The 26,411-nt window shown below is 68.6% G+C and carries 24 protein-coding genes and 1 other RNA gene; 22 read left to right on the forward strand and 3 right to left on the reverse strand.

Translation table 11 applies throughout. The annotated features are described in order from the left end of the window. Positions 1-21: 21 nt before the first annotated feature. Entirely contained in the window at positions 22-789 is a 768-nt protein-coding gene (locus AC1DQJ_RS19175) for an SDR family oxidoreductase (RefSeq protein ID WP_477606254.1), read from the forward strand. A gap of 154 nt (positions 790-943) precedes the next feature. On the opposite strand, the gene AC1DQJ_RS19180 is transcribed toward AC1DQJ_RS19175, so the two are convergent. Continuing rightward, positions 944-1,168 carry a hypothetical protein gene (locus AC1DQJ_RS19180; protein WP_477606256.1) on the reverse strand — a complete coding sequence of 75 codons (225 nt, stop codon included), beginning with the start codon at positions 1,166-1,168 and terminating at the stop codon, positions 944-946. 257 nt (positions 1,169-1,425) lie between these two features. Between AC1DQJ_RS19180 and rnpB the strand changes: the two genes are divergently transcribed. The 9 genes from rnpB (at position 1,426) to murD (ending at position 10,937) form a co-directional block, all read left to right on the forward strand. Then, an RNA gene (gene rnpB / locus AC1DQJ_RS19185) (RNase P RNA component class A) lies at positions 1,426-1,804 on the forward strand. Between the two features lie 286 nt (positions 1,805-2,090). Next, the gene (locus tag AC1DQJ_RS19190) at positions 2,091-2,558 is read left to right on the forward strand and encodes a division/cell wall cluster transcriptional repressor MraZ (protein ID WP_477606258.1); all 468 of its coding nucleotides are present in this window, start codon (positions 2,091-2,093) and stop codon (positions 2,556-2,558) included. Beyond that, positions 2,555-3,484: a 16S rRNA (cytosine(1402)-N(4))-methyltransferase RsmH gene (gene rsmH / locus AC1DQJ_RS19195; protein ID WP_477606260.1), complete on the forward strand. Its 930-nt coding sequence runs from the start codon at positions 2,555-2,557 to the stop codon at positions 3,482-3,484. The genes AC1DQJ_RS19190 and rsmH overlap by 4 nt, the downstream gene beginning before the upstream one ends. Beyond that, positions 3,481-3,804, forward strand: a complete 324-nt coding sequence (ftsL, locus tag AC1DQJ_RS19200; RefSeq protein ID WP_477606262.1) for a cell division protein FtsL — start codon at positions 3,481-3,483, stop codon at positions 3,802-3,804. Before rsmH ends, ftsL begins: the two co-directional genes overlap by 4 nt. After that, positions 3,801-5,549, forward strand: coding sequence for a peptidoglycan D,D-transpeptidase FtsI family protein (locus AC1DQJ_RS19205; RefSeq protein WP_477606264.1), 1,749 nt, complete (start codon positions 3,801-3,803; stop codon positions 5,547-5,549). Before ftsL ends, AC1DQJ_RS19205 begins: the two co-directional genes overlap by 4 nt. Beyond that, the gene (locus tag AC1DQJ_RS19210; RefSeq protein ID WP_477606266.1) at positions 5,549-7,003 is read left to right on the forward strand and encodes a UDP-N-acetylmuramoyl-L-alanyl-D-glutamate--2,6-diaminopimelate ligase; all 1,455 of its coding nucleotides are present in this window, start codon (positions 5,549-5,551) and stop codon (positions 7,001-7,003) included. Before AC1DQJ_RS19205 ends, AC1DQJ_RS19210 begins: the two co-directional genes overlap by 1 nt. Next, the gene (locus AC1DQJ_RS19215) at positions 6,996-8,393 is read left to right on the forward strand and encodes a UDP-N-acetylmuramoyl-tripeptide--D-alanyl-D-alanine ligase (protein ID WP_477606268.1); all 1,398 of its coding nucleotides are present in this window, start codon (positions 6,996-6,998) and stop codon (positions 8,391-8,393) included. Before AC1DQJ_RS19210 ends, AC1DQJ_RS19215 begins: the two co-directional genes overlap by 8 nt. Further along, positions 8,393-9,502, forward strand: coding sequence for a phospho-N-acetylmuramoyl-pentapeptide-transferase (mraY, locus tag AC1DQJ_RS19220; protein ID WP_477606270.1), 1,110 nt, complete (start codon positions 8,393-8,395; stop codon positions 9,500-9,502). The genes AC1DQJ_RS19215 and mraY overlap by 1 nt, the downstream gene beginning before the upstream one ends. Positions 9,503-9,521: 19 nt before the next feature. After that, positions 9,522-10,937 (forward strand): UDP-N-acetylmuramoyl-L-alanine--D-glutamate ligase, encoded by a 1,416-nt coding sequence (gene murD, locus AC1DQJ_RS19225; RefSeq protein ID WP_477606272.1) that lies wholly within the window; start codon positions 9,522-9,524, stop codon positions 10,935-10,937. Positions 10,938-10,944: 7 nt separating this feature from the next. Here the strand turns inward: murD and AC1DQJ_RS19230 are convergent, their stop codons facing one another. After that, positions 10,945-11,787, reverse strand: a complete 843-nt coding sequence (locus AC1DQJ_RS19230; protein ID WP_477606274.1) for a class I SAM-dependent methyltransferase — start codon at positions 11,785-11,787, stop codon at positions 10,945-10,947. Positions 11,788-11,937: 150 nt separating this feature from the next. On the opposite strand from AC1DQJ_RS19230, the gene ftsW reads away from it, so the two are divergent. Genes ftsW through AC1DQJ_RS19255 form a run of 5 tightly spaced genes read left to right on the forward strand, consistent with a single transcriptional unit; the run spans position 11,938 to position 17,073 of the window. Further along, a complete protein-coding gene (ftsW, locus tag AC1DQJ_RS19235; protein WP_477606276.1) occupies positions 11,938-13,122 on the forward strand; it encodes a putative lipid II flippase FtsW in 1,185 nt (394 codons plus the stop codon). 9 nt (positions 13,123-13,131) lie between these two features. Continuing rightward, complete coding sequence (gene murG / locus AC1DQJ_RS19240) at positions 13,132-14,229, forward strand: undecaprenyldiphospho-muramoylpentapeptide beta-N-acetylglucosaminyltransferase (RefSeq protein WP_477606278.1); 1,098 nt, start codon at positions 13,132-13,134, stop codon at positions 14,227-14,229. Next, complete coding sequence (murC, locus tag AC1DQJ_RS19245) at positions 14,226-15,638, forward strand: UDP-N-acetylmuramate--L-alanine ligase (protein ID WP_477606280.1); 1,413 nt, start codon at positions 14,226-14,228, stop codon at positions 15,636-15,638. The genes murG and murC overlap by 4 nt, the downstream gene beginning before the upstream one ends. After that, positions 15,635-16,534 carry a UDP-N-acetylmuramate dehydrogenase gene (gene murB / locus AC1DQJ_RS19250; protein WP_477606282.1) on the forward strand — a complete coding sequence of 300 codons (900 nt, stop codon included), beginning with the start codon at positions 15,635-15,637 and terminating at the stop codon, positions 16,532-16,534. Before murC ends, murB begins: the two co-directional genes overlap by 4 nt. After that, the gene (locus AC1DQJ_RS19255; RefSeq protein ID WP_477606284.1) at positions 16,501-17,073 is read left to right on the forward strand and encodes a histidine phosphatase family protein; all 573 of its coding nucleotides are present in this window, start codon (positions 16,501-16,503) and stop codon (positions 17,071-17,073) included. Before murB ends, AC1DQJ_RS19255 begins: the two co-directional genes overlap by 34 nt. Here AC1DQJ_RS19255 and AC1DQJ_RS19260 read toward each other — a convergent pair. After that, a complete protein-coding gene (locus AC1DQJ_RS19260) occupies positions 17,070-17,489 on the reverse strand; it encodes a PaaI family thioesterase (protein ID WP_477606286.1) in 420 nt (139 codons plus the stop codon). The two genes, AC1DQJ_RS19255 and AC1DQJ_RS19260, sit on opposite strands and share 4 nt — an antisense overlap. 112 nt (positions 17,490-17,601) lie before the next feature. On the opposite strand from AC1DQJ_RS19260, the gene AC1DQJ_RS19265 reads away from it, so the two are divergent. From AC1DQJ_RS19265 to AC1DQJ_RS19295, 7 genes are all read left to right on the forward strand, one after another. Next, positions 17,602-18,978 carry a M20/M25/M40 family metallo-hydrolase gene (locus AC1DQJ_RS19265; RefSeq protein WP_477606288.1) on the forward strand — a complete coding sequence of 459 codons (1,377 nt, stop codon included), beginning with the start codon at positions 17,602-17,604 and terminating at the stop codon, positions 18,976-18,978. Further along, entirely contained in the window at positions 18,975-19,952 is a 978-nt protein-coding gene (locus tag AC1DQJ_RS19270) for a D-alanine--D-alanine ligase (protein WP_477606290.1), read from the forward strand. Before AC1DQJ_RS19265 ends, AC1DQJ_RS19270 begins: the two co-directional genes overlap by 4 nt. Then, positions 19,888-20,802, forward strand: coding sequence for a cell division protein FtsQ/DivIB (locus tag AC1DQJ_RS19275; RefSeq protein WP_477606292.1), 915 nt, complete (start codon positions 19,888-19,890; stop codon positions 20,800-20,802). Before AC1DQJ_RS19270 ends, AC1DQJ_RS19275 begins: the two co-directional genes overlap by 65 nt. 139 nt (positions 20,803-20,941) lie before the next feature. Next, the gene (gene ftsA, locus AC1DQJ_RS19280; RefSeq protein WP_477606312.1) at positions 20,942-22,153 is read left to right on the forward strand and encodes a cell division protein FtsA; all 1,212 of its coding nucleotides are present in this window, start codon (positions 20,942-20,944) and stop codon (positions 22,151-22,153) included. A 329-nt stretch (positions 22,154-22,482) separates the two neighbouring features. Next, entirely contained in the window at positions 22,483-24,066 is a 1,584-nt protein-coding gene (ftsZ, locus tag AC1DQJ_RS19285; protein WP_477606294.1) for a cell division protein FtsZ, read from the forward strand. Positions 24,067-24,304: 238 nt separating this feature from the next. After that, entirely contained in the window at positions 24,305-25,198 is an 894-nt protein-coding gene (gene lpxC / locus AC1DQJ_RS19290) for a UDP-3-O-acyl-N-acetylglucosamine deacetylase (protein WP_477606296.1), read from the forward strand. Positions 25,199-25,318: 120 nt separating this feature from the next. Continuing rightward, on the forward strand, positions 25,319-26,359 hold the full coding sequence (locus AC1DQJ_RS19295) for an outer membrane protein assembly factor BamD (RefSeq protein ID WP_477606298.1): 1,041 nt from the start codon (positions 25,319-25,321) through the stop codon (positions 26,357-26,359). Positions 26,360-26,411: the final 52 nt, after the last annotated feature.

Consider the following 26,411-nt stretch of genomic DNA (forward strand, 5'->3'; position numbering starts at 1 on the left):
CGAAAATGAAGGACGTTTTTGATGCGCAATCTGTTCAGCGTTGAAGGCAAGGTCGCCCTGGTCACCGGCGGCAGCCGCGGGATCGGCGAGATGATCGCCCGCGGCTATGTCGAGAACGGCGCCAAGGTCTACATCTCCTCGCGCACGGCCAATGTCTGCGACGGCCTGGCCGAAGAGCTTTCGAAGTACGGGACCTGCATCTCGCTGCCCTTCGACCTGTCGAACATGGACGGCATCACCGGCCTGGCCGCGGCCCTGGCCGAGCGCGAGAGCAAGCTGGACATTCTGGTCAACAACGCCGGCGCCACCTGGGGCGCGCCGATCGACGAGTATCCGGAAGACGGCTGGGACAAGACTGTCGACCTTAACGTCAAGTCGATCTTCTTCCTGACCCAGAAGCTGCTGCCGCAGCTGCGCGCGGCCGCCACTCACGAGAATCCCAGCCGGGTGATCAACATCGCCTCGGTCAACGGCATCGAGCCGCCGGCCCTGGAGACCTACGCCTATTCGACCTCGAAGGCCGGCTGCATCATGCTGACTCGCCACCTGGCCAAGCGCCTCGCCCCCGAGCACATCCTGGTCAACGCCATCGCGCCCGGCCCATTCCAGAGCCACATGATGGCCGCTACCCTGGCCCGCGCCGGCGACGCGATCGCCAAGGCTAACCCGCGCGGCCGGATCGGCACGCCCGAGGACATCGCCGGCGTCGCCATCTTCCTGGCCAGCCGCGCCAGCGCCTACACCACCGGCACGGTGGTGCCCTGCGACGGCGGCTCGGCGGAGTTCTGACGCACGAGTTGCTCCTCCACTGAGGGAGCTGGCAGCCGACAGGCTGACTTAGGGGGACTTTGACTCTCTGCCTTGAGAGCGGTCCCCCTCCGTCTCGCCGCGGTCGCGGCGATCCACCTCCCCCTCAGGGGGGGAGGATCTGCCCTCGTACCTACTAACCCCGCCGCCCGCGTCCGCCGGGGCGGATCGGAGCGGGCGACCAGCCGCCCTTGCCGGGCTTATGCACCCCGCCAGGCTTGCCGCCGTCCAGGCCCTGCGGCCCATGTTGCTTGAGCGCGAGCTGCCGCTCGATGATCGCGCGGGCGCGTTCGGCGGCGGTCGGCTCGTGAGTGGAGTCTACGTGGTGCGCCGACGCGCGCGGTTCTTTTGATTTCGGCATGATGTGTCCATTCGACAGGAAACGTCCGCGCTGAACGGCGCGGCGGGAAGGTCAGGCTTCAGCCTGGCGTTCTCACGGCCTCAATCGATCACAGCACACACTTGAGCATCCTCTTCTGGACGGTTGAGTAGAGGCTAGGCCCGGCCGCACTGGACTGCAAGACGCCGGCCGGCTGCGGCCAATGGGACCAATTGGGATGGAAGTGCTCGAGCGGGGCGCTTGACCGCGGGCGGTCGGGACGTCAGGTTCCGCGCGGACCAGACGGCCGGGCGATCGCGGCTGCTTCGGCAGTCGAGGAAAGTCCGGGCTCCACTATGACATGGCGGCGGGTAACGCCCGCCGGGGGCGACCCCAGGGATAGCGCCACAGAGAGCAGACCGCCTCGGTTTCGATCGAGGTAAGGGTGAAAGGGTGGGGTAAGAGCCCACCGCGGGCCTGGCGACAGGAACGGCATGGCAAGCCCCGCCAGGAGCAAGACCGAATAGGGATTCCGCGCCCCCTTGGGGGTAGGGCCGTCATAGGCCTGAGGCGTCCGGGTAGGTCGCGAGAACCGTCCAGCAATGGGCGGTCCAGAGGAATGATCGTCGCGCCCGTTCGCGGGCGGCACAGAACCCGGCTTATAGGCCGTCTGGTCCCTCGTTCCCCACAGAGAAAGCGCCGTCTGCAGCGGTCGCAAAAGTTATACTTAACAAGTTCTCGGTATGTTCTGTGGATCAGCTGTGGACCATTCTGGCACAACCGCCAAACACCTTTGAGAAACCCGGAAATTGCGTTCTGGAGTCATTGTATCCCAATTGATCCCATGTTAACCCAATCAGCATCCGTTGAGCATGGGCGGGGCGTCTGATCGGGGCGCTCGTCCGGTTCGGAAACGGGTTGGATTGGCGGCTTAGAAGGGCCGCGAGGCTGGGGCAGCGGCGGTATGTTTCTCTCGACCTTCGAGAAACAAGTGGACGCCAAGCGGCGCATCGTCGTGCCGCTGGAATTCCGCGCGCTCCTGGCGGGGCCGTTCGACGGCATCGTCTGCTTTCCCTCCATCGAGGCCGACTGCGTCGAGGGTGGCGGCAAGGCCCTGTTCGACCGCTACATGGCGCTGATCGAAGAGCTGCCGTTCGGCGACCCGGTCCGCTCGGCCATCGAGCTTTCAGTGCTCGGCGGTCAGGCCAAGATGAGCTTCGACACCGCCGGCCGCATCACCTTGCCCGAGCAGCTCTGCGACCAGTTCGGCCTCAGCGACTGGGTCGTGCTGGTCGGCCTGGGCGACCGTTTCCAGATCTGGGAGCGCGAGGCGTTCCAGGCCCATCGCGCCGCCCAGCGCGAACTTGCCCGCGCCGGCCTCGCCGAGCTGCGCGCCCAGCAGCGCGCCGCGCGCCTGGGGGCGGCCCAGTGAGCGCGCCGCACACGTCAGTCCTGCTCGGCGAAGTGATCGAGGCGCTGGAGCCCGGGCCGGGCAAGCTGATCGTCGACGGCACCTTCGGCGCTGGCGGCTATTCGCGCGGCTTCCTGGCCACCGGCGCTCGGGTCGTGGCCTTCGACCGCGATCCCAGCGCCCGCCGCTTCGCGGAAGGCCTGGGCGAGAACTTCCAGCTGATCGACGCGCGCTTCTCGGAGATGGCGGAGCGACTGGGCGAAGGGAGCGTCGATGGCGTGGCCCTGGATCTCGGCGTTTCGTCCATGCAGCTCGATCAGGCCGAGCGCGGCTTCTCCTTCATGCGCGACGGGCCGCTGGACATGCGCATGGGCGCCGATGGTCCGACCGCCGCCGACATCGTCAACACCGCCGAGCAGGCCGAGCTGGCGCGCATCTTCTACGTCTATGGCGAGGAGCGGCAGTCGCGCCGGGTGGCCTCGTTCATCGTCCGGCGCCGGGCCGAGCAGCCGTTCACCCGCACCCTCGACCTCGCCGAGGTGATCGAGCGCGCCCTGGGCGGCCGCCGCGGCGCCAAGGTGCATCCCGCCACCCGCTCGTTCCAAGGCCTGCGCATCGCGGTCAATGAGGAGCTGAGCGAGCTTGAGGCCGGCCTGCGCGCGGCCGAGCGCGTACTGAACGTCGGCGGCCGCCTGGCGGTCGTGACCTTCCATTCGCTCGAGGACCGGATCGCCAAGGCGTTCTTCACCGAGCGGGCGGGCAAGACCCCCGGCGGTTCGCGCCACCTGCCCCCAGTCGAGGCCGGCGCCCCCCCGAGCTTTCAGCTGCTGTTCAACGGCGCGCGTGCGCCGAGCGACGAAGAGACTGCGTCCAATCCGCGCGCGAGGTCGGCCAAGCTGCGCGTCGGGGTTCGCACCTCCGCGCCGGTGTGGAAGGAGGCGGCATGAGCCTGCTTAACCGCAAGATTCGGGGCTTCCGACTGGTCGACGTGGTCGCCCTCGGCGTCCTGATCGCCGTCATCCTCTCCGTCTACCTCGCCAAGACCATGGCCGGGCGCGAGCGCGCCGAGATCGCCACGGTCGAGAAGCAGATCGACGCCGAGAAGGCCCGCATTCGTCTGCTTCAGGCCGAGGTCGCGCATCTCGAGCAGCCGGCCCGCATCGAGGCGCTCTCCACTGCGCACCTCGGCATGGCTCCGATCGAAGCCAAGCACGAGACCACGATCGACAAGCTCGGCGAGATCGCCATCGGGAGCCAGAAGCCGTGAGCCTCGCTCATCCGTCATTCGACCAGTTGGGTTGGCGCTGGCTGAAGGCCAAGGTCTGGGGGCTTGAGCACGCCTTCGAGCGCGCCAAGGCGGCCGGCAAGGCCGAAGACGACACCCGCATCCGCATCTTCTTCGTGATGGCCCTGTTCGCCAGCGCCTTCCTGGTGCTCGCGATCGGCGCGACCCGCGCGGCGATGTTCTCCGACGCCGGCCGCGGCGGCGTGCTCGCCGGTCCCGTTGGCGCGGCGCGCGCCGACCTCGTCGACCGCAACGGCGCCATGCTGGCCGCCGACCTGCTGCACTACGGCCTCTATGTCGATCCGCGCGAGATCTGGGACACCGAAGAGACCCGCCGCGTGCTGCGCACGGCGCTTCCGGGCCTTAATCGCCAGCGCCTGGAACGCGCCCTGTCGGGCGAGCGCCGCGGCTTCGTGGCCGCCGGCCTGACCCCTGAGGAGCGAGCCCGCATCCACGCCCTGGGCCTGCCGGGCGTCACCTTCGAGCCCGAAGAGCGCCGGGTCTATCCGCTGGGCCACACCGCCGCCCACCTGATCGGCTACGCCGACACTGGCGGCATCGGCCTGGCCGGGGCCGAGCGCGCCCTGAACGACAACATCCGCAACGGCGCGGCCGGCAAGGTCGCCGTGCCGTTGTCCATCGACCTGCGCGTTCAGGCGGCCCTGGAGGACGAGCTCTACAAGGCCGCCGCGGAGTTCCAGCCGCGCGGCGCGGTGGGCATCGTGACCAACGTCCACACTGGCGAAATCATTGGGATGGCCAGCTATCCGACCTTCGACCCGAACCAGGTCGCCAAGGCCACTGACGATCAGAAGCTGAACCGCGCGGCGGCCTCGATCTACGAGATGGGCTCGACGTTCAAGGCCTTCACCGTGGCCATCGGCCTGGACACCGGCGTCGCCAATCCGTCCTCGACCTTCGACGCCCGCGAGCCCTTCCAGCTCGGCTACCGGACCATCAAGGACTACCACGCGGCCAAGAAGATCCTGACCCTTGTCGAGGTCTTCCAGCACTCCTCGAACATCGGCACCGCCCGGCTGGCCGAGAGCATCGGCGGCGAGCGGCTGAGCAAGTACTTCGCCGCGCTCGGCCTGACCAAGCCGGCCCGCGTCGAACTGATGGAATCGGCCCGCCCGCTGACCCCGCGCAAGTGGGACATGGACGCCGTGGCTTCCACCTCGTTCGGCCACGGCATGAACGTCAGCCCGCTGGCCGTGACCAGCGCGATGGGCGCGCTGCTGAACGGCGGCTATCTGGTGCCGCTGACCATCAAGAAGCTGGAGCCCGGCCACAAGCCGCAAGGCGAGCGCGTGGTGTCCGAGCAGACCTCGCTGCAGATGCTGCAGATCATGCGTGCCAACGTCATCGGCGGCAGCGGCAAGTCGGCCAATGCGCCGGGCCTCAGCGTCGGCGGCAAGACCGGCACCGGCGAGAAGTACGACCCCGCCGTCCGCGGCTACTCCACTGAGAAGCAGGTCTCGTCCTTCGCCGCGGTATTCCCGACCTCGGGCCCCGTCGAGGAGCCGCGCTACTTCGTGCTGATCCTGATGGACGAGCCGCATGGCACGGCCAAGACCTACGGCTTCTCGACTGGCGGCTGGGTGGCTGCGCCTGCCGCAGGCCGCGTGATCGATCGCATCGCCCCGTTCCTGAACGTCCAGCGCCGGCCGGAGATGATCCAGGTGATCGGCGATACGCCGGCCCCGCCGCTCGCGGACGGTCACTGATGGCCGCGCCGCTTTCCAGCCTGGTTCACCGCAGCTTCGCGACCGACCCGGTCGTCGAGGGCGTCACCGCCGACAGCCGCAAGGTCGGCCCGGGTTTCCTGTTCGCCGCGCTTCCCGGCTCCAAGGTCGACGGCAAGGAGTTCGCCGCCAAGGCCGTGGCGGCCGGCGCCGTTGCGGTGATCGCCGCCGAGGACATGCCGGGGCTCGGCGTCCCGGTGATCGTCACCCCCGATCCGCGTCGCGTCTACGCCCTGGCCGCCAAGGCCTTCTGGGGCGCGCAGCCGCCGGTCGTCGTCGCCGTCACAGGCACCAACGGAAAGACCTCGGTCGCAGCCTTTTGCCGCCAGATCTTCAACCGCGCGGGCCGCAAGGCCGCCAGCATGGGTACGCTGGGCGTTCGCGCCACCGGCCCTGGGCTCGACGAACAGCTGACCCCGCCGGGCCTGACCACGCCGGACGCCGCCGACGTCGCGCGGCTGATGTCCGAGCTGGCCGCCCTGGGCGTGACCCACCTGGCGATGGAGGCCTCCTCGCACGGCATCGACCAGCGCCGGCTCGACGGCGCGGCGCTCACCGCCGCCGGCTTCCTGAACCTGACCCAGGACCACCTGGACTACCACCACACCATGGAGGCCTACCGCGAGGCCAAGCTGCGGCTGTTCGAAGAGCTGCTGCCGCGCGACAAGATCGCGGTGCTGAACGCCGACTCCGACGCCTATGGCGCCTTCGCCGCCGCCGCCGTCGCTTCCGGCCAGAGCATCCTGTCGGTCGGCGAGGCGGGCCAGGGCCTCCGCCTGGTCGAGCGGACCCCAACCCCGGAAGGCCAGCGTCTGACGGTCGAGGCGGACGGGGTGACCTATGACGTGCGCCTGCCGCTGGCCGGCGCGTTCCAGGCTTCCAACGTTCTGGTCGCCGCGGGCCTGTGCATCGCCGCGGGCGAGCGGCCCGCCGACGTGATGGCCGCACTGGAGACCCTGGAGGGCGCGCCCGGCCGCCTGCAGCGCATCGGGACCGGCCGCAAGGGCGGCGAGGCCTATGTCGACTACGCCCATACCCCTGACGGCCTGGAGACGGTGCTGAAGTCGCTGCGCCCGCACGTGACCGGCAAGCTGATCGTCGTGTTCGGCGCCGGCGGCGACCGCGACAACACCAAGCGGCCGCTGATGGGCCAGGCGGCGGCGCAGTTCGCCGACATCGCCATCGTCACCGACGACAACCCGCGCAGCGAAGACCCCAGCTCGATCCGCGCCCAAATCCTCGCCGCCGTGCCCGGCGCGCGCGAGATCGGCGATCGCCGGGCCGCGATCGTGACCGGCGTCGGCCTGCTTGGCGAAGGCGACGTGCTGGTCGTGGCCGGCAAGGGGCACGAGCAGGGCCAAATCGTCGGTTCAACCGTTCATCCCTTCGACGACGTGGCCGAAGTGGCCGCGGCGCTGGAGGGCGCTCATGTCTAAGCCGCTGTGGACTTCTGACGAGATCGCCGCGGCGACTGGCGGCGCGCTGTCCGGCGCCCCGTTCGGAGTGAACGGCGTCTCCATCGACACCCGCAGCATCGAGCCCGCCGATCTGTTCGTCGCCCTGGCCGGCGTCCGCGACGGGCATGAGTTCGTGCCTCAGGCCCTGGCCGCCGGGGCGGCCGGCTCGCTCAGCTCCAAGCCCGTGGACGGCTCGAGCATCCAGGTCGCCGACACGCTCAGCGCTTTGGAGATGCTTGGGGAAGCGGCGCGCGAGCGCGCGCCCCAAACCCGCCGCGGCGCGGTCACCGGCTCGGTGGGCAAGACCAGCGTCACCCAGGCGATCCGCTCAGGGCTGGAGCGGGCCGGCAAGGCCCACTCCTCGATCAAAAGCTACAACAACCACATCGGCGTGCCGCTCACCCTGGCGCGGATGCCGCGCGACACCGAGCGCGCGATCTTCGAGATCGGCATGAACCACGCTGATGAGATCGTCCCGCTGTCGCGTTTCGTGCGCCCTCACGCGGTGGCGATCACTACGGTCGGTCCAGTCCACGTCGAGAATTTCCCGGACGGGGAGGAGGGCGTCGCCCGCGCCAAGGCTGAGATATTCGCTGGAATAGAGTCGGGCGGCGTGGCGGTGCTGAACGCCGACAACAAGTGGTTCGCCCTGCTGAGCGAGGAGGCCCACAAGGCCGGCGCCACGGTGCGCAGCTTCGGCGCGGGCCAGGCCTGCGACGCTCAGCTGGTAGACTTCGCGCCGGAACCTGGCCGCGCCATCATCAAGGCGCGCATGCACGGCAAGGCGCTGGACTTCCCCATCCTGCAGACCGGCTTCCACTGGGGCCCCAACAGCATGGCCGTCCTGCTGATGCTGGAGGCGCTGGACGTCAGCCTTGAGGACAGCATTGCGGCCCTGGGCGCTTTCCAGCCGCTGGCGGGCCGCGGCGCCGAGAAGGTCGTCACGCTGGCCGGCGGCGTCTTCACCCTGATCGACGAGAGCTACAACGCCAATCCGATCTCTATGGGCGCGGCCTTCGCCACCCTGGGTGCACGCAAGGCGAGTGGGCGGCGGATTGTCGCGCTAACCGATATGTTGGAACTGGGCGCCGAGGGGCCGGACTTCCATGCGGGCCTGGCCCCGCCGCTGGAAGCGGCCGGAGTCGACCTGGTGTTCTGCGCCGGCCCTCTGATGAAATCCCTCTGGGACGCCCTTCCGCCGACTCGACGGGGCGGCTACGCGGTTAGTGCGACCGAGCTCGCGCCGCTGATCAGCGCGGCCGTAGAGCCGGGCGATCTGGTGATGGTGAAAGGGTCGAACGGCTCGAGAGCCGGCGCGGTGGCTGCTGCGCTGAGCGCCCTCGATGTGCGTTCGGGGGAGATGGGCTGATGCTCTACTGGCTGTATCAACAGCTTGCCGCGGACGGCTACGTGCCGTTCCTGAACCTGTTGAAATACCAGACATTCCGCACCGGCTTGGCGCTCTTCACGGCGCAGCTGGTCGTGGTCGCCATGGGCTCGCGCTTCATCCGCTGGATGCAGGCCAAGCAGGGCAAGGGCCAGCCGATCCGCGCCGATGGCATCGAGCGTCACGTGGTCGAGAAGGCTGGCACGCCGACCATGGGCGGAGTGATGATCCTGGCGGGCCTGCTGATCGGCACGCTGCTGTGGTCCGATTTGAGCAACGTCTACGTCTGGGCCGTTGTGCTGGTCACCGCCGGCTACGGCGTGCTCGGCTTCACCGACGACTACGCCAAGGTCACCAAGCAATCGACGGCCGGGGTCTCGGGCAAGATCCGCCTGGCGATGGAGTTCGCCATCGCCTTGGCCGCGGTCGCCCTGATCGTCGTCTTCGGGACCAGTCCGCCGGAGGCGCCGGAACTGGCGACCTCGGTGGCCTTCCCGATCTTCAAGCAGGCCTTGCTGCCCCTCGGCTGGTTCTACCTGGCGTTCGGCGCCTTCATTATCGTCGGCGCGGCCAACGCCGTGAACTTCACCGACGGCCTCGACGGCCTGGCCACCGTGCCGGTGATGATCGCCGCGGCCGCCTTCGGCTTCATCGCATACCTGGTCGGCAACTACGTCTTCGCCCAGTACCTGCAGCTGCACTTCGTGCCCGGCGTGGGCGAGGTGGCCATCTATTGCGGGGCCATGATCGGCGCGGGCCTCGGCTTCCTCTGGTACAACGCTCCGCCGGCCAAGATCTTCATGGGCGATACCGGTTCGCTGGCGCTCGGCGGCGGCATTGGCGCGGTGGCCGTGGCCACCAAGCATGAGATCGTGCTCGGCATCATCGGCGGCCTCTTCGTCATGGAGACGCTCTCGGTGATGATCCAGGTCGCTTCGTTCAAGCTGACCGGCAAGCGGGTGTTCCGCATGGCCCCGATCCACCATCACTTCGAGAAACTCGGCTGGTCCGAGAGCACGGTGGTGATCCGCTTCTGGATCATCGCGGTCATGCTGGCCCTGCTGGGCCTCGCGACCTTGAAGCTGCGATAGGGAGGGCAGGGCAGGTCTCATGATCCCGGTCCGCGGCTTCGAAGGCAGGACGGTCGCCGTGTTTGGCCTGGCCCGCACAGGGCTGACGGCCGCGCGCGCCCTCGTGCTCGGCGGGGCCAAGGTCGTGGTCTGGGACGAGAAGGCCGAGAGCCGCGCGATTGCGCAGGCCGAGGGCCTCGAGCTGTTGGACCTCTCCACCGCAGACTGGTCGCAGTTCTCCGCCCTGATGCTCTCGCCGGGCGTGCCGCTGACCCATCCCAGGCCGCACTGGACGGTGGAGATGGCGCATGCGGCCGGCGTCGAGATTCTCGGCGACATCGAGCTCTTTGCCCGCACGGTCAATGCTGCGCCCGAGCACAAGCGCCCGAAGATCGTCGCCATCACCGGCACCAACGGCAAGTCGACCACCACCGCCCTGATCGGCCACATCTGCGCCGCCGCCGGCCGCGACACCCGCGTCGGCGGCAATATCGGCCAGGGCGTACTGGGGCTGGAGGACATGCACGGCGGCGCGGTCTACGTGCTGGAGCTGTCGTCCTACCAGTTGGACCTGACCTCCAGCCTCAAGCCCGACGTCTCGGTGCTGCTGAACATCTCGCCCGATCACCTGGATCGCCACGGCGGCATGGAGGGCTATGTCGCCGCCAAGCGCCGGATCCTGCTCAACCAGGGCAAGGGAGACACCGCCGTAATCGGCGTCGACGATCCCTGGGGTCAACGCATCTGTACGGAGATCACCGCCGCCAACCGCCGGACCATCGTGCCGATCTCGGCGTCGAAGGCGATGGGCCGTGGGGTCTATGCCCTGCAGGGCCTGCTCTACGACGCCACCGGCGAGCGCGCGGTGGAGGTCGTTGATCTGCTCCGCGCTCGCTCGCTGCCCGGGCGTCACAATTGGCAGAACGCAGCCGCCGGCTATTCGGCCGTGCGCGGCCTTGGCCTGACCTCGCAGGAGGCGGCCGACGGCCTGATGAGCTTCCCGGGCCTGGCGCACCGGATGGAAACCGTCGGCGCGGTCGGCAAGGTCCGCTTCGTCAACGACAGCAAGGCGACCAACGCCGACGCCGCGCGCCAGGCGATGTCCAGCTATCCGAAGTTCTACTGGATCGCCGGCGGCCAGCCGAAGGCCGGTGGCATCGACAGCCTGACCGACCTCTTCGGCCGGATCGAGAAGGCCTATCTGATCGGCGAGGCCCAGCAGGAGTTCGCCGCGGTCCTCAAGGACAAGGCCAAGCTCGCCCAGTGCGGGACCCTGGATGCGGCGGTGGCCGCCGCCTATGCCGACGCCGCCGCCACCGGCCAGGACGCTGTGGTGCTGCTCTCGCCGGCTTGCGCGTCGTTCGACCAGTTCGCCGACTTCGAGGCCCGCGGCGAGGCGTTCCGCGAAGCGGTCATGGCTCTCGCGCGCCCAGCCGCCAAGGGCGCGCGGGCTTAGGCCCCGCTCAAGCCAGCGCCGTCACCAGCCAGCAGGCGGCGGTCATCGGCACGATCCCATTTTCGGCATGCGGCGCGAGGGCGGCGTGAACCGTCTCCTGCACCCTGGCCGACGTCGCCTGGTCCTGCTGCCGAAGCGCAGCTGCGACAGGCCCCATCTTCAGGCTCAAGGTCGCCAGGTCGGCCAACGCGATTGGCGTAGGCGCGTCCAGCGCCTCAATGACGATGTCTCGCCAGCCGGAGCGCTCAAGGATCCCGCGTATCCGCAGAGGGTCTGCGAAGGCGAAGCGACCCGGCGCCAGCGGGTCGCCCTTCGGCGTCGGCGGCAGCAGGTGAGAGACGGCGTCCATCGGCAGGCTGGCCAGCGGATTGTCCTGCGGGCTGCGCCAGCATGCGAACACCATCGACCCTCCGGGCCGCAGGCTGGAGCGGATGTTGGCGAACGCCGCGTCGAAGTCGGAAAAGAACATCACCCCGAAGCGGGAGATCACGCCGTCGAAGCCCGCGCCCATGTCCAGGGTCTCGGCGTCGCCTTCCAGGAAGTTGGCGGCCTCCAGCCCCTCGGCCTCGGCCCGTCGACGCGCGAGCCCAAGCAGCGGCGCCGAGACATCGACGCCCAGGCTCAGCCCCTGAGGGCCCACCCGTCGCGCCATGGCCAGGGTGGTGCCGCCCGCGCCGCAGCCGATGTCCAGCACCTTGCCGCCGACGCCGGGATCTCCGCGCGCGAGCAGCACGTCCTCGATCGGCTTGTTCAGCGTGTCCATCAGGCCCTGGAGCTCGACCCAGGCTTGGCCGCCGGCCTGGTTCCAATGAGCGGCCTGATCCATCGGGGCGGCGTGCGGTTCGGCCATGACGGGTCCTTTCGTGCGGTGGGTCCGATCTCGCCTGGCAGCGCGCAGGATTTCAAGCTGCAGGGCGTCTAGGGTCGCGCTTGGTTAAGGTATCTTAAGCATGGCGCGCGCATCACAAGGATACGGGCCCATGCGCCCGCGGAGATGCCCATGAGTCACACCCACCGCCACCAGCAAGCGCATGCCTTCGCCCGCAGCGACCGCTCGCCGGTAGGCATCTGGTGGTGGACCACGGACCGCTGGATGCTAGGGGCGGTGGCCGCCCTGATCGCCATCGGGGTGATGATGTCCTTCGCCGCCAGTCCCGCGGCGGCGGCGCGGATGAACGTCGGCGACCCCTTCCATTTCGCTGTGCGTCAGTGCGTGTTCGCCGCGACCGGCGCGGCGATCCTGGTCGGCGTCTCGATGCTCGATGGGCGCGGTATCCGGCGCGCCGCCTTCTTCATCTATCTGGTCGCCATCGCGATCATGATCGTGCTGCCGTTCATGGGGCACACGGCCAAGGGCGCGACCCGCTGGGTGCAGATCGGCGGCTTCACCCTGCAGCCTTCGGAGTTCATGAAGCCGGCCCTGATCGTGCTGGTCTCCTGGATGTTTTCCGAAGGCCAGAAAGGGCAGGGCGTCCCTGGCGTCTCGATCGCCTTCGGACTCTATTTCCTCTCGGTCGGTCTGCTGCTGATCCAGCCGGACGTCGGCCAGACGGTGCTGATCACCATCGCTTTCGGGGCCGCGTTCTGGATGGCCGGAGTGCCGCTGTCCTGGGTCATGCTGCTGGGCGGCGTGGCGGTGACCGGGCTCTCCTCGACCTATTTCCTGTTCCCGCACGTGGCCAGCCGTGTCGACCGTTTCCTCAGCCCCGACCGCGCCGACACCCACCAAGTCGACCGCGCGGCCGAAGCCATCTCCGCCGGCGGCTTCTTCGGCCGGGGCCCTGGAGAGGGGGTCATGAAGCGCCACGTGCCCGACCTGCACACCGACTTCATCTACTCGGTCGGCGCCGAGGAGTACGGCCTGATCTTCTCGCTGCTCCTGATCGCGCTTTTGGGCTTCATCGTCATCCGCGGCCTCTATCGCGCCATGAAACTGACCGATCCCTTCGAGCAGGTGGCGGCGGCCGGGCTCTTCGTCCTGGTGGGCCAGCAGGCCTTCATCAATGTGGCGGTGAACCTCAATATGATCCCGACCAAGGGCATGACCCTTCCGTTCATTTCCTATGGTGGTTCGTCGATGTGGGCGATCTGTCTGACCTGCGGCATGGCCCTTGCGCTGACCCGCCGTCGCCCGGGCGCCTATTCCCAGGGTGAGGGCCTCGCCAAGGCCGGCGCGTTCGCCTAAAGCCTTCGGATGCGCAAGATCGCTGTCGTCGCCGCCGGTGGAACTGGCGGCCACCTCTTTCCAGCCCAGGCCCTAGCCGAAGCCCTGATTGCTCGAGGCTGGCGCATCGTGCTCGCTTCCGACGAGCGCGCCGCCGCCTTCGCCGACAGCTTCCCGGCCGAGGAGCGGATCGGCCTCTCGGCCCGCACATTCAAGCGCGGCGATCCGGTCAGCATGGCGCAGGCCGGCATCGCCATCGTTCGCGGCGTGATGCAGGCGCGCGCCGCCTTCAGCCGCATCGACCCGGCCGTGGTGGTCGGGTTCGGCGGCTATCCCTCGGTGCCCGGCCTGTTGGCCGGGATCACCCAAGGGCGGCCGACCCTGCTGCACGAGCAGAACGCGGTCATGGGCCGCGCTAATCGCCGTCTGGCCAGCCACGTCAATGCCGTCGCCTGCGCCTTCCCCGTGCTCCAGAAGGCGCCGGGGCGCGTGGCGGAGAACGCCGTCGTCGTCGGCAATCCGGTGCGCCCGGAAATCCGCGCCCTGGCCGATCATCCCTATACGCCGCCGACCGCCGACGGCCCGATCCGCATCCTGATCACCGGCGGCAGCCAGGGGGCTCGCCTACTGTCCGAGTTGATGCCCGAGGCGATCAAGAAACTGCCTGAGGACCTGCGCCATCGCCTGAGCGTCCAACAGCAGACCCGCAAGGAGTCGATGGACAGCGCCCGCCGCACCTACGCCGACGCCATGGTCAAGGCGGAGATCGCGCCGTTCTTCCGCGACATGGCCAGTCGCCTGCGCGACGCTCACCTGGTGATCGGCCGCTCGGGCGCGGGCACGGTCTGCGAATTTGCGGTAGCCGGCAAACCCGCCATCCTGGTCCCCCTGGCCATCGCGCTGGACGACGACCAGGGCCAGAACGCCCGGGTGATGGCCGACGCAGGCGGCGCCGAGGTTGCGCGCGAGAGCCAACTGACGGTCGACGTCATGGCCGGCGCCCTCAGCAAGCTTCTGACTAACCCCGATCGTCTCGCGCGCATGGCCGCTGGCGCGCGCTCCATCGCCAAACCTGATGCGGCCGAACGCCTGGCCGACCTGGTCGAGAGAACCGCCGTCCAAAGATGAACAAGCGCCCCGTCCCCTTCGCCCTCGGCCCTGTGCACTTCATTGGCATCGGCGGCATCGGCATGAGCGGCATCGCCGAGATCATGCTGCGCATCGGCTATACGGTGCAGGGCTCCGACGCCAAGGCCAGCGCCAACACCGAGCGGCTGGAGAAGCTGGGCGCCAAGGTGTTCATCGGCCAGGGCGCGGCGAACGTCGAAGGCGCCTCGGCGATCGTCTATTCGACCGCCATCAAGGCCGACAATCCGGAGATGGTCGCGGCGCGCGAGAAGCGCCTGCCGCTGGTCCATCGCGGCGAGATGCTGGCCGAGCTGACCCGCCTGCAGTTCACGGTCGCCATCGGCGGCACCCACGGTAAGACCACCACCACCTCGATGGTCGCGGCGCTGCTGGACGCCGGCGGCAAGGACCCGACGGTGATCAACGGCGGGATCATCAACGCCTACGGCACCAACGCCAAGGTGGGGGAGGGCGACTGGATGGTGGTCGAGGCCGACGAAAGCGACGGGACGTTCCTGAAGCTGAAGTCCACCTGCGCCATCGTCACCAATATCGACCCCGAGCACCTGGACCACTACGGCGACTTCGAAGCCGTGAAGAAGGCGTTCCAGGACTTCGTGGAAAACGTGCCTTTCTACGGCTTCGCGGCGGTCTGCACCGACCATCCGGAAGTCCAGGCCATGGCCGCCCGCGTCCAGAACCGCCGGGTCATCGCCTATGGGACCAACCCGCAGGCCGAGGTCCGCGCGGACAAGATCAGCATGGGGCCGGACGGCTCGCGCTTCGACGTGATCTTCTCGCCCCAGGACGGCCCGGTTTCACGGCTGGATGACCTGCACCTGCCAATGGCCGGCCAGCACAATGTGCTCAACGCCACCGCCGCCATCGCCGTCGCCCGCGAGCTGGGGGTCAGCGATGCGGACATCCGCAAGGGGCTGGCAGGGTTCGGCGGGGTGAAGCGTCGCTTCACCACCACTGGGGTCGCCGCCGGCGTGCGGGTGATCGACGACTATGGGCACCACCCGGTGGAGATCGCCTCGGTGCTCAAGGCTGCCCGCGCCGTCACCGAGGGCCGCGTGATCGCGGTCGTCCAGCCACACCGCTACTCGCGCTTGCACGATCTGTTCAACGAGTTCTGCGGCTGCTTCAACGATGCCGACACGGTGATCGTCGCCGATGTCTATACCGCCGGCGAGAGCCCGATCCCCGGCGCCGACCGCGACGGCCTCGTCGACGGCCTGCGCCGCTTCGGCCACCGCCGCGCCCTGCCGCTGGAGAACGCCGCCGACCTCGCGCGTCTGGTGCGCGAAGAAGCCAAGGCCGGCGACCTGGTGGTCTGCCTGGGAGCGGGGGATATCACCGTTTGGGCCCATGCCTTACCGGGACAGCTTGAGGCCTTGGCTCAATGAGCTGGCGTGACAGCCTGGCGCCGGTTCGCGGCCGCATCCTCAAGGACGAGCCGCTGGGTCCCTTCACCTGGTTCCGGGTCGGCGGCGCTGCAGAGGTCCTGTTCCTGCCGGCCGACCACGAGGATCTGGCGGCGTTCCTGCAAGGTCTGGACGAAAACGTGCCGGTCACGGTGCTCGGCGTCGGCTCCAACGTCATCATCCGCGACGGTGGCGTGGAGGGCGTGGTCATCCGCCTGGCCGGCCGACCGTTCGCCGCGATCGGGGCCGAAGGCGACTTGATCACCGTGGGCGCGGGGGCGTTGGATTCTGCTGTCGCCAAGGCCGCGGCCAAGGCCGGCCTGGCGGGGCTGGAATTCTACGCCGGCATTCCCGGCTCAGTCGGCGGCGCCCTGACCATGAACGCCGGTTGCTATGGATCTGAAACCAAAGACGTTCTCGTCAGCGCATGGGGCTACGACCGCCAAGGCCGTCGCCGCGACTTCGCCCTGGCCGACTTCGGCTACACCTATCGCCACAGCCAGGCCCCGGCCGACATCATCTGGGTCGAGGCGGTCTTCCGCGGTCGGCCCGACGATCCGGACGCCGTCGCCGCGCGCATCTCCGAGATCACCTCGCGCCGCGAGACCACCCAGCCGATCCGCGAGAAGACCGGCGGCTCGACCTTCAAGAACCCAGACGGCCATTCCTCCTGGAAGCTGGTCGACGAGGCGGGCTGGCGAGGGAAGCTGCATGGCGGCGCGATGTTCTCGCCGCTGCATTCGAACTTCATGATCAACACTGGCGAGGCCACCGCCGCCGACCTTGAAGGTCTCGGCGAGACGGTGCGCGCCGACGTCAAAGCCAAGACCGGGATTCAGCTGGAATGGGAGATCAAGCGCATCGGCCGTCCAGGCTGATCCTGGTCAAGCACGGTCTGCCTCGGTTGGAACCAGGCGCGCCGCCATCGAGCTGGGAACTGGCGCAGGAGGGCCGCGAGCAGGCTCAGCGGCTGGCCGGTCGCCTGGCCGAATTCTCGCCCACCGCCATCGTCTCGAGCCTCGAACCAAAGGCTGCGCAGACCGCCGATATCCTTGCCTCGGAACTCGGGTTGGTCGCGGGGCGTGACGCCTGTATCGGCGAGCAGCTCAACGACTCCGGCCCCTTCACCGATCCGGCGACCTTCCAGGCGGCGGTGGCGCGGATGTTCTCCGAACCCGCCCGCCTTGTGATGGGCGAGGAGACGGCTGACGAGGCCTACAACCGCTTCAGCGCCGCCATCGAGCGGCAGTTGCTCGCCCACCCACTGGGGGCGCTGGTGGCGGTCAGCCACGGGCGGGTGATCAGCCTCTGGATCAGCCGCAGGTACGACATCGACCCACTGCCGTTCTGGCGCGCGCTCGTTCTGGGCAGTGCAGTGGTCGTGGCGGATGAAGCGCCGATCCTGCTCGGAGACTAGAGCGCGCGTTCCGCTGCGATCAGCCGGACGCTCGCCGTGCTCTTCGCCAGCAGCACGCCCGCCTCGTCGAGCAGCCGCGCCTCCACGAACCCAATGCTTTTGCCGAGCTGAACGACCTGACCCTCGCCAAAGATCGGGCCGACCTTGGCCGGCGCCAAGAAGCTGACGTTCATGTCGATGGTGGCGGTGTAGAGCGCCCCATCGGTGTGGGCGAACACGGCCGGTCCCATCGTGTCGTCCAGCATGGCGGCCAGGAAGCCGCCCTGGATCACACCGGCCGGGTTCCGGAACTCAGGCTGCGCCTGGAAGCCGATGCGGATCCAGCCGTCCGCGGGACGGGCGTCAATCACCCGCCAGCCGAGCAGTTCGGCGCAGGGCGGGGCGGAAAGGCGGTCGAGGGCGGTGGCGACGGTCATGTTGCGCTCCTTTGCTCGCCAACGTGCGCCATCGCTGGCGCCAGCGTCGTGGCAGCATGGTGCGCCAGCGCTGCGGCTTGACAGGACTCTGCGCGAAAGGCACGCGCCGGACATGCGCATCGCTCTCCTCGCGGCCACTGCCGCCACGCTTATCGTTTCCGCTCCGGCCGAGGCCTCCGATCTCGCAGCCACCGCTGTGGCGCTTCGCGACAAGGCGCTGACCGACACCACCGCCTGGGACGTCACGGAGTCGCTGACCACCGAGGTCGGCGCGCGTCCGCAGGGATCAGCCGGCATGGACCGCGCCCGCTACTGGGGCGTGGCCAAGCTCAAGGAACTGGGGTTCGAGAACGTCCGCGTCGAGACTTTCGAAACCGAGTCCTGGCTGCGCGGCGCGGAGGCCGCCGAAGTCATCGCGCCTTTCCCGCAGAAGCTGCAGATCCTCGGCCTGGGCCGCTCAGCCGCCACCCCTGCCGGCGGCATCGAGGCCGAGGTCGTCCTCTTCAAGACCCTCGACGAGATGCTCGCCCAGCCGCCTGGCGCCCTGAAGGGAAAGATCGCCGTGGTCACCGAGCGCATGCGCCGCACGCAGGACATCAAGGGCTATGCCGGCGCGGTGCGGGCCCGCTCGGGCGGGGCCGAGGCCGCCAAGCGCGGCGCGGTCGCCTATCTGGTGCGTTCGATTTCCACCGACGACACCCGTCTGCCGCATGGCGGCGGCGCGGCGTTGTCGGGCATCCCGATGGCCGCGCTCTCGCCTCCCGACGCCGAATTGCTGGAGCGCATGGCCGCGCGCGGCAAGCCGATCCGCATCAAGCTTTCGATGGCCTCGACCTATCGGGCGAAGGCCCCGGCCTACAACGTGGTCGGCGAGATCAGGGGCCGGGAGAAGCCGGAAGAGGTGATCGTCATCGGCGGCCACCTAGACTCCTGGGACGCGGGCACCGGCGCCATCGACGACGCCTCGGGCATCGGCATCACCACCGCCGCAGCCAAGCTGATCGCCGACCTGCCGCAGCGCCCGCGCCGAACTGTCCGCGTGGTCATGTGGGGAGCGGAAGAGCAGGGCGGTTCGGGCGCCGCCTATGCCGAGGCCAACAAGCACGAAGTCTCCAACATCATCGTTGCGGGCGAGAGCGACCTGGGCGCCGGCGAGATTTTCAACGCCAAGCTCCCTGCCGGCAGCCTCAACCATCCGGCCATGAAGGCCTTCGCCGCCGCCGCCACCCCGCTCAAGGCGATCGTCTCGCGCGAACCCGCCGAGGACGGCGGCTCCGACGTGTCCGGCCTCAAGCGCCTGGGGACCCCGGTCGTGGAGTTCCAGCAGGACGCCAGCCGCTACTTCGACCTGCACCACTCGGCCGACGACACCCTCGACAAGATCAACCCGAAGGAACTGGCCCAGAACGTCGCCGTCTGGACCGCCTTCGTCTACGCCGTCGCCGACAGCGACATCGACTTCCGCAAGACTGCGAGCGCCGATCAATGAACCTTCCGCTCGCCGGACGCCATGTGGCCCTGTTGATGGGCGGGCTGTCCTCCGAGCGGGAGGTCAGTCTGTCGTCCGGCAAGGAATGCGGCGCGGCCCTGGAGCGACTGGGCGCCAAGGTCAGCTACGTCGACGCCGGTCGGGATCTGGCCCAAGTGCTGACCGCACTGAAGCCGGACGTCTGCTTCAACGCCCTGCACGGCGAGTGGGGCGAGGACGGCTGCGTCCAGGGGATCCTCGAGACGCTGCAGGTCCCGTATACCCATTCTGGGGTGCTTGCCTCGGCCCTGGCGATGGACAAGGCGAAGGCCAAGGCGGTGATGGCCGCGGCGGGGGTGACCGTGCCGGGCGGGGGCTTGTTCAACCGGCATGTCGCGGCGGCCAATCACGTCATGGCGCCGCCCTATGTGGTCAAGCCGAACGCCGAGGGCTCGTCGGTCGGCGTGTTCATCATCCGTGAGGGCGCCAACCGCCCGCCGCAGGAGCTGGCCTCGCCGGCCTGGACCTTCGGCGAACAGGTGATGATCGAGCCCTATATCCGCGGCAAGGAACTCGCCGTCGCCGTGATGGACGGCAAGGCGTTGACCGTTACCGATATCCAACCGCGCACAGAATTTTACGACTACGAAGCCAAGTACGCCGACGGCGGTTCGGTGCACGTTCTGCCGGCCAAAATCCCTTCCCACGCCTACGAAAAAGCCCTCGACCTGGCCGAGCGCGCACATGCTGCGCTTGGTTGCCGGGGAGTTACCCGGTCCGATCTTCGTTATGACGACATTAACGACATTCTGGTCCTTCTGGAGGTGAACACCCAGCCCGGCATGACGCCGACCTCGCTCGTTCCCGAGCAGGCCGCGCTCAAGGGGGTGGATTTCGACCGTCTAGTGCTTTGGATCACGGAGGATGCGTATGCCCGCGGCAGTGCGGGGGGAGTCGCGAGTCGAAGCGAAACCCCGGGCCAAAACGCCCGCTAGCTCCAAATCCCGCCCCCGCGCCAGGAAGCAGGGGGGCTCGTACGCGCCCGCCAAGTTGGGAGCAGCCCGCGGCTTGGGCCTCTCGCCCTGGCACGCCTTGCTGGCTGCGGCCGGCGTGGTCACGATCGCGCTGACCGTCACCATGGCAACCGGCCACCGCAGCGAAAAGCTCGGCGCTTCGATGGGCGCGGCGATCGGCGGTCAGGCCGCCGGGTTCGGCTTCAAGCTGAAGGCCGTGCACGTCCAGGGCGCGTCGGAGATGGCGACCCCGGACATCCTGCGCGCCGCCGGCGTCTACCAGGACGAGCCAGTGCTGGGCATGGACCTCGAGGCGATCCGCCAGCGGGTGCAGGCCGTCGGTTGGGTGAAGGAAGCGCGCGTCGTGCGTCTGCTGCCCGACACGCTGGTGCTGGCGGTGGTCGAGCGCAAGCAACTGGCCGTCTGGCAGGCCGCCGGGCGCAGCCAGGTGATCGACGAGACCGGCCGGGTGATCCCGGAAGCCGATCCCGCACGGTTCCCGACCCTGCCGCTGATCGTCGGCGCCGGCGCTAACGAGGTCGCCGCGGCGATCCTGCCGGAGATAGCGGCCCGCCCGCGGCTGGCTGAACGGACCGAGGCCCTGGTGCGCGTCGATGGGCGCCGCTGGGACCTGCGGATGAAGGATGGATCGCTGGTGCAGCTGCCCGCGGTGGACGAGGGCGCGGCCCTCATCCAGCTCGAACAGCTCGATCAGCGCTCTCGGATATTGGAACTGGGTTTCGAGCGGATCGACCTGCGCGATCCGACCGTGGTGGCCGTGCGTCCCCGTGACGGCGTGCTGCCCGGCCAATTGGTCGCCAACGGCGCATAACGACTGAAGAGGACTGACCGACTTGTCGACCCGGGTTGAGGAACGCAGGGAAAGCCGCGAGGGCCTGAAGGCCGCGCTAAGCCGCCAGCCGGTGGTGGCCGCCGTGGACCTGGGCGCGTCCAAGGTCACCTGCTTCATCATGAAGCCGGACGGCGTGCGGCGCGGCGATCGCACCCTAACTGCGGCCGGGGTCGGCTACGTCCAGTCGCGCGGCGTGCGCGGTGGCGCGATCATCAATCTCGACGAGGCCTCTGACGCCATCGCCCAGGCGGTGGAGCGGGCCGAAAACGTTGCCGGAGTCCAGGTCCAAGGCGTAACCGTCGCCACCGCCGGCGGCCAGCTGGCCAGCCATCGCATCTCGGGCCGCGTCTCGCTGGGGGCGCGTCCGATCTCCGACGGCGACCTGGTCCGCGCCATCCAGCAGGCCCTGGGTCAGATCAAGATTCCCGGACGCCGCGCCGCCCACATCTTGCCGGTCGCCTGGAGCGTCGACGGCCAGGCCGCCATCCGGGACCCGCGCGCCATGTTCGGCCGCGCCCTGGGCGTGGAGCTGCTGGTTGTGACGGTCAGCGAGGCCGTGTTCCAGACGCTCGGCGCCTGCGTCGAGCGCGCCCACCTGCAGTTCGAAGGCGTCGTCGCCGCTCCGTTCGCCTCGGCGCTGGCTGCGCTGGAAGAGGACGAGATGGACCTGGGCGCGGTCTGCATCGACATGGGCGGCGGCTCGACCTCTGCGGCGGTGTTCGCCGGCGGCAGCCTGATCCACGTCGAAACCCTGCCGGTCGGCGGTAGCCACGTGACCGCGGACATCGCCCGCGGCCTGTCGACCTCGGTCGCCGGCGCCGAGCGAATCAAGACCTTGCATGGCTCGGCCATCGCCTCAGCCAACGAAGACCGCGAGATGATCGAGGCCCCGCCGCGCGGCGACGACCCCGGCGCTGGTCCGGTCATCGCCCCGCGCTCACTGCTGAAGGGCATCATCGCGCCGCGCGTTGAGGAAACGCTGGAGCTGCTTCGCGACCGCCTGAAGGCGTCCGGCGCGCCGGTGGAGGCTGGCGCTGGCCTGGTCCTGACCGGCGGCGCTAGCCAACTGGCGGGCGTGCGCGAAGTCGCCGTGCGGGTGTTCGACCGCCCGGTGCGCCTGGGGCGTCCGCGCCGGGTGCCGCACCTGGCCGACGCCGCTTCGGGACCTGCCTTCTGCGCCGCCGCCGGCGTCCTGCAGCGGGCCGCCTTCGGACCGCGCGAAGCGGTCTCGTCCAAGGCCCTGGCCAGCGCCAAACTGCGCCGCGAACCCTTGGATCCGGGGGCCAACCCGGTGGCCAAGGCCGCCGCCTGGCTGCGCGAAAACCTCTGACCCGAGGGCTCGTCGGCCTAAAGTCTGGGGTTGAATCGGCGGCTCCACGCGCTCGGCAAAGGAGTAAAACCCTGTTCGTCGAATGTGTTAGGCGCAGCGGCCGGCGGTCTTGGCCGGGAAGCCGTGCGCGAAGCGGTTCTGGCTAACGGCCAAGCCTTACGCGGCAGGAAAATTTGTGTGGATGCGCCTTCACGGGCCTCCGACTCGCCTTATGCAGTTAACCGCCAATTAACGATGGTGGGCGCTTCCTTAACGCCAACCGTCGCGGGAGCCGGGCGTGTGAGTCGCCTTGGTTCTCTTGACCACGGTAAGAAGGACACAGGGTCCCCATGGCTATCGCACTTTCCGCGCCGCGCGCGACCGAACTGAAGCCGCGGATCGTTGTGTTCGGCGTCGGCGGCGCCGGTGGCAACGCGGTCAACAACATGATCGAGGCAGGCCTCGAGGGCGTAGAGTTCGTGGTTGCGAACACCGACGCCCAGCAACTGGCCTTCGCCAAGACCGACCGACGCATCCAGCTCGGCGTCAAGGTGACCCAGGGCCTTGGGGCCGGGGCGCACCCAGAAGTCGGGATGAGCGCGGCCGAGGAATCGATCCCCGAGATCGGTGAGCATCTCGACGGCGCTCACATGATCTTCATCACCGCCGGCATGGGCGGCGGCACCGGCACCGGCGCGGCCCCGATTATCGCCAAATGCGCCCGCGAGCGCGGCATCCTGACGGTCGGCGTGGTCACCAAGCCCTTCCACTTCGAAGGCCGCCACCGCATGCGCTTGGCCGACGCCGGCATCGGCGAGCTGCAGCGCTATGTCGACACCCTGATCGTCATTCCGAATCAGAACCTGTTCCGGGTCGCCAACGAGCGCACCACCTTCGCCGAAGCGTTCGGCATGGCCGACCAGGTCCTGCACTCGGGCGTCCGCTCGATCACCGACCTGATGGTGCTGCCGGGCCTGATCAACCTCGACTTCGCCGACGTCCGCACGGTCATGACCGAAATGGGCAAGGCGATGATGGGCACCGGGGAGGCGACCGGCGACGATCGCGCCCTGATGGCCGCCCAGAACGCCATCGCCAATCCGCTGCTGGACGAAGTCTCGCTGAAGGGCGCCAAGGCCGTGCTGGTCAACGTGACCGGCGGCCTGGACATGACCCTGCTGGAAGTCGACGAGGCGGCCAACGCCATCTCCGAACAGGTCGACGCCGAGGCCAACATCATCTTCGGCGCGGCCTTCGACCCGACCTTGGACGGCATGATCCGCGTCTCCGTGGTCGCCACCGGCATGGACGGCGCCTCGATGGCGGCGATCGAGCCGAAGGTCGAGCGTAAGCCGCTCGCGGCTCCGCCGCTGCGCGCCGATACCCGTCCGGCCCCGGTCACCGAGCCGGTGATCCGCCAGCAGCCGGTGTACGAGCGCCCGGCGCCGAGCTACGCCGAGCGTCCCGCGCCGCGTTACCCTGAGCCGGCCGCCTATGTTCCGCCTCCCGCGCCGGCCCCGGTGGCCGCCGTGCCTGCGCCCGAGCCTGTGAAGGCCGTGTTCGAGGATGAAGAGCAAGGCGATCTCTACGCCGCGCCGCTCGCCGCTCCGGCTCCGGCCCCGGTGGCGTCCGCGCAGGAACCGCAGATCAGCCGCCCGCTCACCAAGATCGTCGACCCGGCGGTCGAGGAGATGGAAGAAGAACCGCTCTTCGCCCAACCGTCCTTCGAGGATCGTCGCCCGCAGCGCGGCGGCTTCCTCAGCCTGTTCGGCAGCCGCCCGCGCTACGATCAGCAGCCCGCTCCGCAGCCGGCCCGTCAGGCGCCGATCAGCCGCGGGGGGGCCCTGCCGGCCGAACAGCCAGCGGAAGAGACCCAGATGGACAGCCAGGAAGATCTGGAAATCCCGTCCTTCCTGCGGCGTCTGGCCAACTAGCGTTCGACGTCTCAAACGACCTAGAAACGGCCGGGCTCAGCCCGGCCGTTTCGCCATGTGGTAAACGCGACAAGTTGTCGCCCTTGAGCCTTGAATCCTAAGGGAATCTTTACCGTCCCAAATCGAAACATTGCGAAACAGGAAGTGTTTTGCCGCGACGCAGCATAACCCTTACCTGGCAGTTGGGGCGTTATGCGGCCGGCTTGGCCGAAAGTCCGAACGAGGAAGGCGGCGAGCTTTGCGCGCACAAGAGTTTCAACACACCCTGAAGGGCCCCGCCATCTTCGCTGGCGTCGGTGTCCACACGGGCGCCTACACCCGCGTCGCCGTTCGTCCTGCTCCGGTTAATTCCGGCATCGTTTTCGTGCGCACCGATGTGACCGACCGCGACAACCGCGTGCAGGTCTCGGGCGAGGCGGTGACCAAGACCCAGTTGGGCACGGTCATCGAGAACGCCGCCGGCGTCAGCGTCTCGACCATCGAACACCTGATGGCCGCGCTGGTCATGCTGGGCGTGGACAACGCCGTGGTCGAACTCGATGGGCCGGAAATGCCGATCATGGACGGCTCGTCGCTGCCGTTCGTCCAGATCCTCGACCGCGCGGGTCGGCGTAGCCAGGATGCGCTTCGCACCTTCATCGAGATCCTTGAGCCGATCGAGTTCGTCGACGGCGACAAGCGCGCCGTGCTCAAGCCGTCGGACGAGTTCGAGGTTGCTTTCGAAATCCGATTCCCGTCCGCGGCCATCGGTCGCCAGGCCATCGACCTGGTCATGGACGAGCAGGCGTTCCGCGACGAACTGGCCGACTGCCGCACCTTCGGTTTCCTGCACGAGGTCGAGTACCTGCGCTCCATCGGCCTGGCTCGCGGCGGCTCCATGGAGAACGCCGTCGTCATCGAGGGCGACCGCATCCTCAATCCGGAAGGCCTGCGTCGTCCGGACGAATTCGTGCGCCACAAGGCGCTGGACGCCATTGGCGACCTCTACGTGCTCGGCGCGCCGATCCTCGGTCGCTTCGAGGGCGTGCTGGCCGGCCATGGCCTGAACAACCAGCTCGTCCGCGCCCTGATGGCTGCGCCGAAGTCCTGGCGCTATCGCACGCTCGCGCCGGAGCTGGCCCAAGCGGTCTAGGGTGCGGCGAGTTTTCCGCCACAAGAACTCCGCCGCATTTGCGCCCTGCATCGCATGCTGTAGAAGCGGGACACGCGGCCCCGGGGGGCGCGCGTCGATCCTTTAGAGGTGAAGGTGTCCTTGCTTCGCAATTCCCGGACTCGCACGGCCCTCGTCGTCGGCGTCGCTGCTCTCGCCTTGGCCTCCTGTGCGGGCAAGGAAAAGAAGCCGAAGCTGGCCTATGAAGAGCGGCCGGTTGAGCTGCTCTACGCCACCGGCGCCGACCGGCTGGACCGTGGGCTATGGAATCAGGCCGTCCAGTACTTCGGCGAAGTCGAGCGTCAGCATCCCTATTCGGAGTGGTCGCGCCGCGCGATCCTGATGACCGCCTACGCGCACTACCAGGGCAATGACTACGCCGAGGCCATTGCCGACGCCGACCGGTTCATCTCGCTCTATCCCGGCAACCAGGCCGCTGCCTACGCGCACTACCTCAAGGCCATCTGCTACTTCGAGCAGATCGTCGACGTGGGCCGCGACCAGGCCGCGACAGGCCAGGCGCTGGCCAACCTGACCGAGGTCGTACAGCGTTATCCGCGCACGGAATACGCCGCCGACGCCCGCCTGAAGATCGACATGGTCAATGACCAGCTGGCCGGCAAGGAAATGACCATCGGCCGCTGGTACCTGCGTCAGGGCGACACCCTGGCCGCCATTGGTCGCTTCAAGACGGTCATCGATCGCTTCCAGACCACGAGCCACACGCCCGAGGCGCTCTATCGCCTGGTCGAGGCCTATCTGACCCTCGGTCTGCTCGAGGAGGCCCAGCGCAACGGCGCGGTGCTCGGGTACAACTATCCGGGCGACGTCTGGTACCGCGACGCCTACCGCCTGCTGACCGACAAGGGCTTGCGCCCGGCCGTCGAGCCCAAGCAGGCCGATCACGGCACGCTGGTCTCGCGCCTGCCCTTCACCAAGGACAAGGACGCGACGATCAAGCCGCCGGCGTCTGAGGCGCCGCCGCCTCCGGTCGGTGAAACGTCGCCGTCTTCGACGGTCGAATTTCCGCCCGCAACCTCGGCTGAGCCGGCCCCCGCCGCCGAGCCGACGCCGAGCACGCCCAAGTCCGAGAAGCACAGCGGCCTGCTGTCGCGCATTCCCGGCTTCGGTGGCGACAAATAGAACCTAAAGCGAACTTAAGCGTCTTCCGAACCGCCTGATTCCGGGCGATCTT

It is taken from the genome of Phenylobacterium sp. P4_E10, from assembly GCF_056401675.1.

Coding starts and splice junctions, on each gene's coding strand:
- murB (WP_477606282.1), top strand. CDS start 15,635: ATGAGCTGGCGTGACAGCCTGGCGCCGGTTCGCGGCCGCATCCTCAAG.
- AC1DQJ_RS19210 (WP_477606266.1), top strand. CDS start 5,549: ATGGCCGCGCCGCTTTCCAGCCTGGTTCACCGCAGCTTCGCGACCGAC.
- AC1DQJ_RS19190 (WP_477606258.1), top strand. CDS start 2,091: ATGTTTCTCTCGACCTTCGAGAAACAAGTGGACGCCAAGCGGCGCATC.
- murD (WP_477606272.1), top strand. CDS start 9,522: ATGATCCCGGTCCGCGGCTTCGAAGGCAGGACGGTCGCCGTGTTTGGC.
- ftsA (WP_477606312.1), top strand. CDS start 20,942: ATGAAGCCGGACGGCGTGCGGCGCGGCGATCGCACCCTAACTGCGGCC.
- murC (WP_477606280.1), top strand. CDS start 14,226: ATGAACAAGCGCCCCGTCCCCTTCGCCCTCGGCCCTGTGCACTTCATT.
- ftsW (WP_477606276.1), top strand. CDS start 11,938: ATGAGTCACACCCACCGCCACCAGCAAGCGCATGCCTTCGCCCGCAGC.
- AC1DQJ_RS19265 (WP_477606288.1), top strand. CDS start 17,602: ATGCGCATCGCTCTCCTCGCGGCCACTGCCGCCACGCTTATCGTTTCC.
- AC1DQJ_RS19270 (WP_477606290.1), top strand. CDS start 18,975: ATGAACCTTCCGCTCGCCGGACGCCATGTGGCCCTGTTGATGGGCGGG.
- AC1DQJ_RS19180 (WP_477606256.1), bottom strand. CDS start 1,168: ATGCCGAAATCAAAAGAACCGCGCGCGTCGGCGCACCACGTAGACTCC.
- AC1DQJ_RS19275 (WP_477606292.1), top strand. CDS start 19,888: ATGCCCGCGGCAGTGCGGGGGGAGTCGCGAGTCGAAGCGAAACCCCGG.
- ftsZ (WP_477606294.1), top strand. CDS start 22,483: ATGGCTATCGCACTTTCCGCGCCGCGCGCGACCGAACTGAAGCCGCGG.
- AC1DQJ_RS19215 (WP_477606268.1), top strand. CDS start 6,996: ATGTCTAAGCCGCTGTGGACTTCTGACGAGATCGCCGCGGCGACTGGC.
- AC1DQJ_RS19175 (WP_477606254.1), top strand. CDS start 22: ATGCGCAATCTGTTCAGCGTTGAAGGCAAGGTCGCCCTGGTCACCGGC.
- AC1DQJ_RS19260 (WP_477606286.1), bottom strand. CDS start 17,489: ATGACCGTCGCCACCGCCCTCGACCGCCTTTCCGCCCCGCCCTGCGCC.
- AC1DQJ_RS19255 (WP_477606284.1), top strand. CDS start 16,501: ATGGGAGATCAAGCGCATCGGCCGTCCAGGCTGATCCTGGTCAAGCAC.
- murG (WP_477606278.1), top strand. CDS start 13,132: ATGCGCAAGATCGCTGTCGTCGCCGCCGGTGGAACTGGCGGCCACCTC.
- AC1DQJ_RS19230 (WP_477606274.1), bottom strand. CDS start 11,787: ATGGCCGAACCGCACGCCGCCCCGATGGATCAGGCCGCTCATTGGAAC.
- ftsL (WP_477606262.1), top strand. CDS start 3,481: ATGAGCCTGCTTAACCGCAAGATTCGGGGCTTCCGACTGGTCGACGTG.
- mraY (WP_477606270.1), top strand. CDS start 8,393: ATGCTCTACTGGCTGTATCAACAGCTTGCCGCGGACGGCTACGTGCCG.